The 12,964-nt window shown below is 63.4% G+C and carries 12 protein-coding genes; 5 read left to right on the top strand and 7 right to left on the bottom strand.

Going from position 1 to position 12,964, the window contains the following annotated elements; translation table 11 throughout:
• The first annotated feature begins 11 nt into the window (after window positions 1-11).
• Window positions 12-1,085, top strand: a complete 1,074-nt coding sequence (locus C4S68_RS17220; protein ID WP_103934333.1) for a vWA domain-containing protein — start codon at window positions 12-14, stop codon at window positions 1,083-1,085.
• A gap of 7 nt (window positions 1,086-1,092) precedes the next feature.
• On the opposite strand, the gene holA is transcribed toward C4S68_RS17220, so the two are convergent.
• From holA to tilS, 6 genes are all read right to left on the bottom strand, one after another.
• On the bottom strand, window positions 1,093-2,286 hold the full coding sequence (gene holA, locus C4S68_RS17215) for a DNA polymerase III subunit delta (protein WP_235011692.1): 1,194 nt from the start codon (window positions 2,284-2,286) through the stop codon (window positions 1,093-1,095).
• Between the two features lie 5 nt (window positions 2,287-2,291).
• Window positions 2,292-2,864, bottom strand: a complete 573-nt coding sequence (gene lptE, locus C4S68_RS17210; RefSeq protein ID WP_235011673.1) for an LPS assembly lipoprotein LptE — start codon at window positions 2,862-2,864, stop codon at window positions 2,292-2,294.
• 16 nt (window positions 2,865-2,880) lie between these two features.
• On the bottom strand, window positions 2,881-4,614 hold the full coding sequence (locus tag C4S68_RS17205) for a M1 family metallopeptidase (RefSeq protein ID WP_235011672.1): 1,734 nt from the start codon (window positions 4,612-4,614) through the stop codon (window positions 2,881-2,883).
• Between the two features lie 4 nt (window positions 4,615-4,618).
• The gene (locus C4S68_RS17200) at window positions 4,619-5,005 is read right to left on the bottom strand and encodes a DUF4260 domain-containing protein (protein ID WP_200821583.1); all 387 of its coding nucleotides are present in this window, start codon (window positions 5,003-5,005) and stop codon (window positions 4,619-4,621) included.
• 81 nt (window positions 5,006-5,086) lie between these two features.
• A complete protein-coding gene (ftsH, locus tag C4S68_RS17195; protein WP_103934329.1) occupies window positions 5,087-7,000 on the bottom strand; it encodes an ATP-dependent zinc metalloprotease FtsH in 1,914 nt (637 codons plus the stop codon).
• A gap of 318 nt (window positions 7,001-7,318) precedes the next feature.
• On the bottom strand, window positions 7,319-8,431 hold the full coding sequence (tilS, locus tag C4S68_RS17190) for a tRNA lysidine(34) synthetase TilS (protein ID WP_235011671.1): 1,113 nt from the start codon (window positions 8,429-8,431) through the stop codon (window positions 7,319-7,321).
• Window positions 8,432-8,608: 177 nt separating this feature from the next.
• Between tilS and C4S68_RS17185 the strand changes: the two genes are divergently transcribed.
• The 3 genes from C4S68_RS17185 (at window position 8,609) to C4S68_RS17175 (ending at window position 10,804) form a co-directional block, all read left to right on the top strand.
• A complete protein-coding gene (locus C4S68_RS17185) occupies window positions 8,609-9,082 on the top strand; it encodes a GNAT family N-acetyltransferase (RefSeq protein ID WP_103934327.1) in 474 nt (157 codons plus the stop codon).
• 169 nt (window positions 9,083-9,251) lie between these two features.
• Complete coding sequence (ispD, locus tag C4S68_RS17180; protein WP_103934326.1) at window positions 9,252-9,956, top strand: 2-C-methyl-D-erythritol 4-phosphate cytidylyltransferase; 705 nt, start codon at window positions 9,252-9,254, stop codon at window positions 9,954-9,956.
• Between the two features lie 104 nt (window positions 9,957-10,060).
• A complete protein-coding gene (locus C4S68_RS17175) occupies window positions 10,061-10,804 on the top strand; it encodes a glucose 1-dehydrogenase (protein WP_103934325.1) in 744 nt (247 codons plus the stop codon).
• A gap of 253 nt (window positions 10,805-11,057) precedes the next feature.
• Here the strand turns inward: C4S68_RS17175 and C4S68_RS17170 are convergent, their stop codons facing one another.
• Window positions 11,058-12,083, bottom strand: coding sequence for an SDR family oxidoreductase (locus C4S68_RS17170; protein WP_103934324.1), 1,026 nt, complete (start codon window positions 12,081-12,083; stop codon window positions 11,058-11,060).
• Between the two features lie 172 nt (window positions 12,084-12,255).
• Between C4S68_RS17170 and ispF the strand changes: the two genes are divergently transcribed.
• The gene (gene ispF / locus C4S68_RS17165) at window positions 12,256-12,876 is read left to right on the top strand and encodes a 2-C-methyl-D-erythritol 2,4-cyclodiphosphate synthase (RefSeq protein WP_103934323.1); all 621 of its coding nucleotides are present in this window, start codon (window positions 12,256-12,258) and stop codon (window positions 12,874-12,876) included.
• Window positions 12,877-12,964 lie beyond the last annotated feature (88 nt).

Raw genomic sequence — 12,964 nt, 5'->3', positions numbered from 1 at the left:
TACTGGTGCCCATGCTTTGGGTCCGCCACTTCGCGCTGGCTGTTCTTCTCCTCTGCGCGGGCCACGCAGACGCTCAGCAGGCAACACCCTCCGGAGGCACGGAAGGCCAACCCTACACGCTTCACGTCTACGCCAACCGGATGCAGTCTGCGACGCTCATTCTCAACGGGCGGTCGGAAAATATACATGGCGTCACCCCCGACAAGGTCACCGTTTCGCTGGACTCCGGACCACGCTTTCATCCCACCGCGGTCCGCCCCGAAGGCGACGATCCCCTGCAGATCGCCGCCCTCCTCGATGCCGGCGACTCCGATCGCCTGTTCCTGGAAGCCGTCGTCGCTGCATTGCCGAACCTCGCCGGGTCCGCGTTACGCCCCACCGACAAGATCTCCCTGTACGCGATGGACTGCACACTCATCAGCTCGCTGAACCAGACAGCTGCGAGCGCCGACGCCATGCGAATCGGCCTTCAGAAGGTGTTGAATGCCCCTACCCTTCACGGCCCCGGCGGACACCATTGCGGTTCGTCCGTTCACCTCTGGGACAGGATCGGCAGAGTCCTCTGCCGCATGGCGGAGACACCTGGACGCCGCGTCCCGCTCGTCGTTTCGCCCGGTCTGGATTCTGGCAGCTCCACAGCCCTCTCGAAGCTCTCGCTCTACGCCGCGATGCTCAGCGTCGCGATCTTCAACCTCCGCCACGACGACATCACAGGTTCTGGCATTCGGCAGCCCGTCGTCGTTGGCCCTGTGACCTCATTGCAGAACCGGGAAGATGCGATGAGCATCCTCACCTCGTCCAGCGGAGGCCTGATCTTCAGCACGTTGTCGTGGCTTGCGCCGTCCACACTCGAGGAATTTGTCCATCTCCTGCGCACGCGCTACATCGTGGAATTCCCCGCGCCTGATCGTTCGAAGGAAGGCCTTCACGACCTCCAGATACGCGTTCCGAAGGCTTACGCTGTACTTCCTGTCGGGGTCAGCTGGAACGACCTCGACTCGGCGGTCAAGAACGACCCAAGCACGGTGCAGGCACCGCCATCGCCCGCGGTTCTGGGCACCAGGCGTCCGCTCATCCCCAAATGATCCAGGCCTACTCCGCCCGCAACTCCGAGGCGTGCGCCCCAGCTTTGCTCGAAAGCCGCATCACCAGCCGCTCCAGCACCAGCTTCTTGTCCGGCGGGCTCGACCGCAGCTCGATGTCGGCCTTCGCGATCCAGCGCAACCCACGAGTCAGGTCCGCACGATCCCGAAACCTCCGCGCCTGCGCGATCAGAGCATCCGCCGCAAACGGCGCCACACGGAAGCCTGGCCACAGCACCTGCCACATCGCCCGCTGATCCTTCACTTGCTTCTCGTTCAGCACCAGCATCTGCCTGTAGGTCTTCGCCAGCGAGAACACGTGCCCGATCGCCGCATCCTCGCCGCCATCGGAGGCATTCAGCAACCCCTGCAGCAGCGTCAGCGCACGCGGTGCATCCTTCAGGCTGATCGCATCCGTGAGCTCGTAAAGGCTGCGCTGCTTGGCAGACGCCACCATGGTCTCTACATCAACAAGACTGAGCGTTGCAGCCCCGCGCTCCGCCTGCATCGCTGTGGCATACAGCATCAGCTTGTCCAGCTCGCTCGACAGCATCAGCATGTCGCCGCCCAGGGCATCCACCAGTTCGCGAGCGGCATCATCCTGCATCTGCACGCCACCCGCTTCGGACGAGCGAAGCACCCACTTCACCGCATCCTCATCCGCAACCTGCTGCAGCTCGACCATGCCACACAGCTCGCCCAGCGTCTCGCGCAGCTTGTCGGCCCGCTCCTTGTCCTGGAAGTCCATGCGGCGCAGGTCCTGCGGCAGCGCGATGTGGTCCGCCATGAACACGATCAGCGCCTGCGGATTTGGCCGATTGAAGTAGTCGGTCAGCGCCGCGAACTCTTCCTTCTTGCTGCCACGCCCGTACAGCGTCTTCACATTGCGGACGAACAGCACCTGAAACGGAGCCATCAGCGACGGCGTCTGCGCCAGGTCCAACGCCTCGAAGACCGAGGTCTGCGCGAGATCCAGATCATGCAGGCAGAAGTCGCGAAAGCCTTCCGGCACCAGCCCCGCAATGACACCCCGCCGGCACAGCTCCAGCAGAAACGCCTCCGAGCCCAGCAGCACATAGCCCGGCTTGCGCGCATCGCCTGCGATCTCCTTCAGCAGCCGATCCACTGTCGCGAAGGAGCGCAGCCCTGCCCGCGTCGCGGGGTCGAAGACCCACGCGCTGCCGTCCTTACCTCGCGTCCTCACCGCGCTCACCGGAACGACTCCAGCATGTCACTCACCAGCGCCGCCGCGAAGTCATGCGCCATACGCCGCACCGCCACCGAGTCCTCCTGCACAAAGCCCGAAAGATCCTGCGTCGACTGGTACTGCTGCCGCCACGCAAACGCATCGTTGCTGTACAGCAACGTGCCATCGTGCGCCACCAGTTGAACCTTCGTTGTCACGCTCACGAGATAGCTCGAAGTCTGGCCGCTCGTCGCGTCATACGTCAGCGGCGCAATCGTCTCCGCGAGAATCGTGCCGCGCAGCGTGGCATCTGCGACGGTCTTCTCATTGCCGCTGACGATCTGGTACCGTGTGCGCGTATTCAACTCACGCACCACCGCGCTCGTAAACACCGTCTCCGTCTTGTACGCCTGCACCTTCGACGCGAAGATCGGCACATCCAGCACCCGCACCGTCGCAGGAATATGCGTCGCCGCGCCCACCTGGTGATAGCCACAGCCCGTCAGCGATACAAGACCAACGCTCAGGATTGCTGCCAGCGCTCGCGCGCGGCTCTTGTCTCTCTTGTTGTCATTCCCGAAGGGAATCTGCGTCACAGAACCGCCCATATTCCTATTGAACCACCACGCCGTCCCGCGTGACGCCCACGTAGTAAAGATCGGTCGCCACCTTGAAATCCTCAGGCTTTCCCGCCCACGGCGTCGACTGCCAATCCCCGGTCTTCGGCGTCACCAGCGTCCACTGCGCCGCGTCGCCCACCTTCACCGGCATCGCAAACCCCGCCTCATCCGCCTTCCACCGATACTGCGCCTGCCCATCCGCAAACTTCAGCTCAAGCACCGGAATGTCCTTGTGCCGCAGGTACTGGTCGAAGAACGGCGTCAGGTTGAGCCCGGTGCGCTTGTTCCACCACGCCACCACGTCTTCGGTCATGATGTCCTGATACTTGAACTCCTGGTAGAACGCCTTGATGTCCGCGAACCACTTCGCATCGTCATCGATCACACTGCGCAGGGTGTTCAACATCAACGCACCCTTGAAGTACTGGTCCTGAGGCGGCTCCGAATTCACCCCGTGCTCCGTGATAATGGGCCGCTGATTATGCACCTTCGCTTTCAGCCCGTTCACATACCGGATCGCATCCGCCTTGCCCCACCGGTACTCCACGTACAGCGCCTCGAGGTACGTCGTCCAGCCCTCGTGGATCCACATGTCCGACACATCCGCCGCCGTCACCGCGTTGCCGAACCACTCATGCCCGCTCTCGTGGATGATGATGAAGTCGAACTTCGGGCTGATCCCCACACCCGTCCAGTCGCGCTTGAAATACCCGTTCTCAAACTTGTTCCCGTACGCCACGGCCGACTGGTGCTCCATGCCCGCATACGGCACATCGATCAGCTTGTAACCGTCCTTGTCCCACGGGTACTCGCCGAAATAGTGCTCATAGGCATCCAGCATCTCCGGCACCTGTGCAAACTGCCGATGCGCTCCCTCCAGGTGCTCCGGCAGCGCATAGTAGTCCAGCGTCGTCTGCTCGCCCGTCTCCTTGTTCACATGCACATCGGACCAATGCTGATAGTCCCCGATGTTCAACGCCACATCGTAGTTGTTGATCGGGTAATGCACCCGCCACATCCACTTCGTGTACCCATCGCCCAGGTCCTGCGAACCCACAAAGCGCCCGTTTGACACATCCATCAGCCCATTCGGCACGGCCACATCGATCTCCATGCCGTCCTGCGGCTCGTCGCGCCACTGGTCCTTGTTCGGCCACCAGACGCTCGCGCCCTCGCCCTCGCAAGCCGTCGTGATCCACGGCTTGCCCGCCGCATCCTTGTCGAAGCTAAAGCACCCAAAGCGTCCCTGTCGCACCGGTGTCCCCGAGTACCTCACGACCACCTCGGCCGTCTCGCCCTTGTGCAGCGTTCGCCCCAGGTCGATGTAGATCGACCGCTCCTCGCGCGTGTACGTCAGCGGCTTGCCGTCCATCGTGATCGCGTCGAGATGAAACGCCGGCGTCAGGTCCAGCTGGATCTTCGATCCCGCAGTCAACATCTCGAAGCGCACCGTGTTCGAGCCGGAGATGGTCTGCGCCACCGGATCGACGCGCAGATCGAGGTGGTAGAACAGCAGGTCGTTGTTCGCCCGATACGGCCCATAGCCGCCACGCAACACGTCGTCGCGCGTCACCGGCTTCAGCCCATCCGGACCCGCCGCACCCTGCCCCACCTTCGCTCCAGGCGTCGTTGTCGCACTCTGCGCGGAAGGCTGGGTCTGCGCGTTCGCTATGGCCGCGCCGACCAGCATCGCGCCGCAAACCCACAGCCGCAAACCGATCTTCATCCAGTTAGCCTACCGCATCGGCTATCAGGTCAAGATGCTGCAGATGCGTGTCCTTGAAGGTGGTCGGATACTTCAGCCCAAACCCCAACATCCGATCCAGCTCAATGTGGCTGAACCAGATGAGCCCCACGGCCACCATTTCCATGCAGCCCGTCACATACCCAGCGCCCAGTACCAACAGAGGCAGAAACAGCACATGCCCCACGTTGTAGAGAGTAGCGCCCGCGCGGACGTTCAGCAGGTATCCAACCATCAACAGATCAGGAGCCAGGAACAGCACTGCGAACAAGACCCAACTCAGATGCAGATGACCGTAGGCAAACAAAGCGGCTGCCAGCAGGAAGGCATCTTCTCCACGCAATAGCACTGCAGGCTTGATGAACGGATTCATGGTCGGCATCCTCGCAGCCATTCTCGCAAACAAGCGAGGCGACCCGAAGGTCGCCTCGCTTGTTGTTGGGTTGCAACTCGTTTACGCCGTGGCACTGCCTTCGGTAAAGCCAGACTTACGTCCGCCCTCGGGCTTGATGACCTTCTGCGTGTCGCCATCGCCGGGCTCGGCAAACGCCAGCGCCGAACGTGCCGGCGGCAACGCCTGACCTGCGATGATCAGCTCGATCTCCTTGGCGTCCAGCGTCTCACGCTCCAGCAGGGCCTCGGCCATGCGGTGCATGATGTCGCCATTCTCCTCAAGGATCGAGTACGCCGACTTGTAGCCGTTATCGACGAACTGCTTCACCAGGCGATCGATCTCCTTCGCCGTGTCGTCCGAGTAATCCCGTGCCTGCGCGATCTCCCGGCCGAGGAAGATCTGCTCTTCCTTCTTGCCGTAGGTCAGCGGTCCCAGCTCGGACATACCGTACTCGCACACCATCTTGCGGGCGAGCTCGGTAGCGCGAACGATGTCATTGCCCGCGCCCGTCGTCATCCGGTGCATGAAGATCTCCTCCGCGCAACGGCCGCCCATCAGGATGGCCAGCTGCGTCTCGAGGTAGTCCTTCGTCACCGTGTGCTTGTCCTCTTCCGGCAGGTGCATCGTCACGCCCAACGCCATACCGCGCGGGATGATCGTCACCTTGTGCAGCGGATCGGAGTGCTTGCGCTTCGCAGCGACGAGCACATGACCAGCCTCGTGATAGGCGGTATCGCGCTTGTCGTCGTCGCTCAGGAGCATCGACTTACGCTCGGCGCCCATCAGCACCTTGTCCTTGGCGATCTCGAAGTCATACATGTGTACTGACTTGCGGTTGAACCGAGCCGCAGTCAACGCAGCTTCGTTCACCATGTTCGCCAAGTCGGCACCCGAGAAGCCCGGTGTTCCACGAGCCAGCACCGCCAGGTCAACATCCTCCGACAGCGGCACCTTCTTCGAGTGAACCCGCAGCACCTCTTCGCGGCCACGGATGTCAGGACGATCGACGATCACGCGGCGATCGAAGCGGCCCGGACGAAGCAGCGCAGGATCCAGCACGTCAGGCCGGTTCGTCGCCGCAATCAGGATCACGCCATCGTTCGATTCGAAGCCGTCCATCTCCACCAGGAGCTGGTTCAGCGTCTGCTCGCGCTCGTCGTGTCCACCACCGAGGCCTGCGCCACGATGACGGCCGACAGCGTCGATCTCGTCGATAAAGATGATGCAAGGAGCATTCTTCTTGCCCTGCTCGAACAGATCGCGCACGCGGCTCGCGCCCACGCCCACGAACATCTCCACGAAGTCCGAACCGGAGATCGAGAAGAACGGAACGTTGGCCTCACCCGCAACAGCGCGGGCAAGCAACGTCTTGCCGGTGCCCGGAGGTCCGACCATCAACACGCCCTTGGGAATGCGTCCGCCGAGGCGCTGGAACTTCTGAGCCTCGCGCAGGAACTCGATGATCTCCTTGAGCTCTTCCTTCGCTTCATCGACGCCCGCGACGTCCTTGAACGTAATCTTCTTCTGCTGCATCGAGAGCAGGCGCGCGCGGTTCTTGCCAAAGCTCATCGCCTTGTTGCCGCCCGACTGCATCTGCCGCATCATGAACAGGAACAACGCCAGCAGCACGGCGATCGGCGCAAGCTGGAACAGCCAGCTCATCCAGATGTTGCCGTTCTGGTCTTTGTTGTGGACGTTGACGCCGTGGTCGCGCATCTCCTTCCACAAGTCGTTGTAGCCCGTGGGGATCGAGGTATGAAAGCTTTCCTTGCTGTCCTTGTAGCTGCCCGAGATCTCATTCCCGTTGACAGTTACATCAGAGACCTTGTTGGCATCGATGGCGTTCTGCATCTCCGTCATGGAGACTTCCTTATCGTGCCCGGCCCCCATATTGGCGACGACGAACTTCCAGCCAATCAGCAAAATGCCGATGGTCGCCACCCAGATCAACAAGTGTTTAACTGTTGAGTTCAATCTGCTGCCTCGTTTCCTGTTCAAGCACTCCTGCACCCTGCTCTTGCCGACACAAAACTCCAGATCCGTGTCGTCCGATAAGTTTAGACGCCGCAGCCGTCGTTCCGGTGCAGGCACGTCCGCGCCCCATCACAAGGAAGGGAGTGCACAACGCTATCATTCTACCCCCCGGCCAAACGTTTCCAGCGACATTCCGTGCAACTTAAGGGGGCACTTTCGAGCCATTTCCGTCCTACTTCAGATTGGTTAACGGGGGCATCGCCCAGATATTGCAGACCGCTGCCAGGTTGGCCCCCGTCTCACGCATTGATGCCGCGCTTAACCGGTCCCCACTACGGCAAACTGCAGCTCGCGGACCGTACGCTCCACCCGCAGACCGTTTGCCAACTCCAGCCGCGCGCCGGGTTTGCCCGCTGGCTCCCCAGGCTGCCCCATCCCCGCCAGAGCCAGCACCTTGGCCGTCTCCACCGCGCTCATTCGAGCCCCCAGCGTCCGCGCGGCCGCTCGTACCAACCGACGCCGCATCGCCGGTGCCAGCGGCCGCAGGCGCTCGATCTCCATTGCGCAGCCCGCCTCTCCTACTCCGGTCGAGACAGCCCGTCCGCCACCCCGCACCGGACGCCCCGGCAACAGCAGCTGCGGAAGCAACCGCGCCACCTCGCCCTGCCAGTACGCTTCCTCGTCGCGGGCAATCTCCGCCACCCGCGCCAGCTGCACATCCACCGCCGGATTGAAGCTCCGCAGCAGCGGCATCAGCTCATGCCGCACCCGGTTCCGCGTCAGCGTCACATCCGCATTCGAAGAATCCGTCCGCCACGCCTGCCCCCGGGCCAAGAGGTACGCCTCAATCTCGACCCGCCGCACCCCCAGCAACGGCCGCACAATCCTCCGCCTCCCCTCTCGGTTCTGCTGTTCCGCTGTTCTGCTGTTCTGCTGCTCCGCTGCCACCAGCGGAGCAATCCCCCCCAGCCCCTCCGTCCAGGCCCCGCGCAATAGCTTCATCATTACTGTCTCGGCCTGATCGTCCAGCGTATGCGCCGTCGCCACGACGCTGGCGGCACCGGACTCCATGAGCCGGGCGAACGCCCCGTACCGCAGCTCGCGAGCCGCCTCTTCGACACCCTCGCGCTCCACCGCCTGCCGCCCTGCCGTGTCCACCCGCTCCACCGTCAGAGGCACACTCAGCCGCTCGCAAAGCTCCGCAACAAACGCCGCGTCGGCTTCGGACTCCGCCCCCCGCAGCCCATGATTCACATGCACGGCGCTCAATACGACGCCCAGCGGCGTCTTGTTCAGTCGAGACTCCCTATTCGCCTCGATCAGCGCCAGCAGCAGCGCAACAGAGTCCGCGCCGCCCGACACAGCCACACACACACGGTCGCCCGCCGAGAAGAGAGCACGATTCAACGCCAGTTCAGGAAGTCCAGCCACCACCCAATGCTAAGCGACCCCATCGCTGAAACCCGAGACTCGAAACTCAAAGCTCGAAACCGGATAGCGACTCTTGCTGGCTTCGTGCAAACCACCGCGTCCGGCCAATCTTGCCACCTCCCACTTGCCACTTATCACTCCCCACCCTCAAGAGCCAGAACGATCTACCATCTCCAGATGCCCCACATCCGCTTCGCCACGCTGGACGACGTGGCCCTCATCACCCGGCACCGCCACCAGATGTTCGCCGACAACGACTTCGGCGGCCCTGCCGCGCTTAACGCCATGGACCCAGCCTTCGCCGCGTGGCTCACTCGCCACCTTGCCGCCGGCACCTACATCGGCCTGCTGCTCAGCGAACACGAAGGCTCCGAGGTCCTCGCCGCCGGCGGCATCTACCTCATGGACTGGCCGCCCCACTTCCTCCACGTCGAGCCCCTGCGCGCCTACCTGCTCAACTTCTATACCGCTCCCCAGGCCCGCGGCCGCGGCTACGCCAATGCCATCCTCGACGCCGCCGTCAAGGAGTCCCGCCGCCGCGGCGCGAGCATCGTCACCCTCCATGCCTCTCCCTTCGGCCGCCCGATCTACGAAAAGTACGGCTTCGAGCAGTCCAACGAGATGATGTTGAAAGGCAGCGCTGCGCGTTAGCACTGCGTGGTAGCGAGTCAGCGCTGCGCGTTAGCGAGTCAGCAGGTCAGCAGGTCAGCCCATGTTGTCCCGCTCACTCGCTGACTCGCCAACTCGCTAACGCCCGCAAGGGCGCTAACGCGAAGCGCTAACCCCGCTACCGGCGAAGCCGCTGTATACTGCCCTTCCTATGTCCGTCTTCGTCATTCTCCCCGCAGCGGGTCTGGGGACCCGCATGGCAGCCTCCACCGGAGGCGCGCCCAAGCAGTTCCTGGCACTCAAGGGCCTTCCGATCCTCCTGCATTCGCTCCGAGCCTTCCTCGCCGTCCCGCGCGTCGTGGCCATCTACGTCTCGGTGCGTGAGTCCGAGCAGGCCCGCGTCGCCGAACTCGTCGCCGAGCACGGCCTCAGCAGTCAGGTCCACGTCGTCACCGGCGGCGATACCCGCCAGGACTCCGTCGCCAACGCCCTCGCCGCGCTGCCTTCGACCAGCGACGATGACATCGTCCTCGTCCACGACGCCGTCCGGCCACTCGTCGATCCGCAAACCATCGAGCGCACCATCGCTGCGATCGAGAAGCACGGCGCAGCCATCGTCGCTATGCCCGCCATCGACACCATCAAGCAGGTCGAGCGCACCGCTGATGGCGCCGTCATCACCGCCACCATCCCCCGCGAGCTCATCGTCCACGCGCAGACCCCACAAGGTGCCCGCGTCCCACTTATGCGCAAGGCCTTCGCCGAAGCCGCCGCCGATGAGTTCGTCGGCACCGACGAATCCTCCCTCCTCGAACGCGCCAACATCCAGGTCTTCGTCGTCCCCGGCAACAGCCGCAACCTCAAGGTCACCCAGCCCGGCGACCTCGAAGTAGCCGAGTTCTACCTCGCCGGCTAGCCACAACCTTCGGGTGGCCCATCCTTTTCACGGCTCCATCGTGAAAAGGGTGGGGTATCGTTTGCGGTAGCAAACGACCGCTCTCCTTGCCACGAAGGACTTCCATGCCCACCCTCACCAACAAAGTCGCTCTCGTCACCGGCGCCTCCACCGGCATCGGAGCCGCCATCGCTATTGCGTTGGCCGCCGCCGGAGCCTCCGTCGTCGTGAACTACGCCCACAGCCAGGCCGACGCCGACAACGTAGTCGCGACCATCGCCTCAGCAGGCGGCCACGCCATCGCAGTACAGGCCGACGTCTCCATCGCCTCTGAATGCCAGGCCCTCGTATCCGCGGTCCTATCGAAGTACGCCCGCCTCGACATCCTCGTCAACAACGCCGGCATCTACCGCTACGCCCCGCTCGAAGCCATCACCGAAGCCGACTTCCACGCCCACTTCAACCTGAATGTCCTCGGCACACTGCTCGTCACGAAGGCCGCCTCGCCGCACTTCACCTCCGGGGCCAGCGTCATCAACATCGGCTCCTCCATCACGCGCGAGAACCCACCATCCTCCGCCGTCTACTCGGCCACCAAAGCCTCCATCAACGCCATCACCGGCGTGCTCTCGAAGGAACTCGGCCCGCGCGGCATCCGCGTAAACAGCATCAACCCCGGCATGGTCGACGTTCCCCGCAGGCGCGATCAGCTGAATGCCCTCGAAACCCGCGTCACAGGCCTCATCGCCCGCACGCCCCTAGGTCGCATCGGTCAGCCCAACGACATCGCCCCCGTCGCCGTCTTCCTCGCCTCCGACGACGCCCATTGGATCACCGGCGAACTCATCCACGTCAGCGGCGGCCTGTAGGCTGTCGCTAAAAATTCAGGACCACCCAAATGTGTCATTTCGACCGTAGCGGGACAGCTTCATCGTCCCGCGTAGTGGAGAAACCTGCTTCTCTGCCAGCACAGGCAAGCTGCAAGTCCCTCGACTTCGCTCGGGATGACACATCGTGCAGAGTTACGCGGATTACTTTAGCGGGTGCCCCACATCTCGAGTTTGAGATGTGGGTTTCCAAGGATCTCCAATTCGAGCACAAACCGGAAGAAGACCACACCCCCTACAGCAGCCCCAGCCGCTCCAAACTCTCCGCCGAAGCCCGCACCGCCTCCGCCACCGGCCTCGGCTGCCAGCCCAGCAACCGCTGCGCCTTTTCGCTCGTCGCATCCTTCTCTTTGCCCAGGTCGCTCTCCACCTGCTTCACGGCGCGGTCGAAGATCCCCACGAGACGAATCACAAAGTCCGGCGCCACAAGGGTCTTCACCTTGCGCCCCACCGGGCCCATCGCCTTCAGGATGCGCGCCAGCTCCACCGCCCACACAAAGTGTTCCGACGTGCACAGGAACCGCTCACCCGCCGCCTCCGGCCGCGTCATCGCCAGCCAATGCAGTTCGGCCACATCGCGCACATCCACCGACCCAAAGCGTATCCGCGGCATCCCCGGAACATTGCCATCCAGCATCCGCTTGATCAGGTAGATCGAGGTCGAGTAGTCCGCACCCAGCACCGGCCCAAACACGCCCACCGGGTTCACCACCGAAAGCTCCATCCCTCCGCCTTCCCGCCGGATGAACTCCCACGCCGCAGCCTCCGCCAGCGTCTTCGACTTGATGTAAGGAAACACCGCAGGGTTCTCCGCCACGGTCCAATCATCCTCGGTAAAGAACTTTTTGCTGGCCGGATGCCCATAGCCAATCGCCGCAAACGACGATGTCACCACCACCCGCTGCACACCTGCATCCCGAGCCGCCCGCAACACCCGCAGCGTGCCCTCGCGCGCCGGAACGATCAGCTCGTTCTCGTCCTTCGGCACGCCCTCCGGAAACGGAGAAGCCACATGCAGCACGTACCTGCAATCCGCCACCGCGGCCTGCCAGCCCGTGTCCTCCAGCAGGTTGGCCTGCGCGAACTCCACCCCCGCAATCGCCTCTTCGCTGGCCCCGCCGACGCGCAGCATCGACCGCACATCCTCCACCCGCTGCAACGACCGCATCGTCGTCCGCACCGTGTAGCCCTTGCCCAGCAGCTGCACGATGCAGTGCGCTCCCACAAAGCCCGTCCCACCGGTCACCAGAACACGTTCCATGCTCAACCTCAATGTCGTTTGTCAGGTGGTTAGACCACCACAGCCTCTCAGCGATGCTTCGATTTCCGCTCCAAATATGTCACGGCCCCACAAAATATCCAGAACCAAATTGCGTCCATCCCACCAGCCAACACCTTTTGCGCCCTCCGGCTTGCATTAACATGATCCGAGCATGGATATCCGTATCGGTCTCGGCTTCGACTCGCACGCGTTCGCGGACGGCGTTCCTCTCGTCATCGGCGGGCTGAAGATCGACCACCCGCAAGGCCTCGCCGGCCACTCCGATGGCGACCTCCTGCTCCACGCCATCACCGACGCTCTGCTCGGCGCGGTGGCTGCCGGGGACATCGGCACCTTCTTCCCCCCCACCGACCCCAAGTGGAAGGGCGCCGACTCGACGCTCTTCCTCAAGACCGCCCTCGAAGAGGTCGCGCTGGCCGGCTACCAGATCGTCAACCTCGACTGCGTGCTCATCATGCACCGCCCCAAGATCGTGCCCATCGCCGCGCAGATGCGCGAACGCGTCGCCGACCTGCTGGACATCGACCTCAAGCGAGTCTCCATCAAGGGCAAGACCCCCGAGGGCCTCTCGCACGATGGCGCCGCCGTCGCCCACGTCGTGGTCCTGCTCGAAGGCATCACCATCCCGAACGAACCCCGCGTGATGGTCGCCGAAACCGAGACCCCCAACGAGGACGACGTAGAAACCGTGCTCACCGGCCTCGCCGGCGACAAGCACGACATCTCCGCCCTCGGCCGCAAACCCGCCTTCGACACCGACGATCTCACGTAGCCCACACCCACCACCACTCTGGGTGCCCCGGGTCCCTCAAGGGACCCGGGCTAAGTCCTGCAGCGATCGCCCCAGATCCTGCGATACA

It is taken from the genome of Bryocella elongata (genome assembly GCF_900108185.1).
Lineage (GTDB): Bacteria > Acidobacteriota > Terriglobia > Terriglobales > Acidobacteriaceae > Granulicella > Granulicella elongata.
This window is presented reverse-complemented; position numbering and strand designations above follow the sequence as displayed.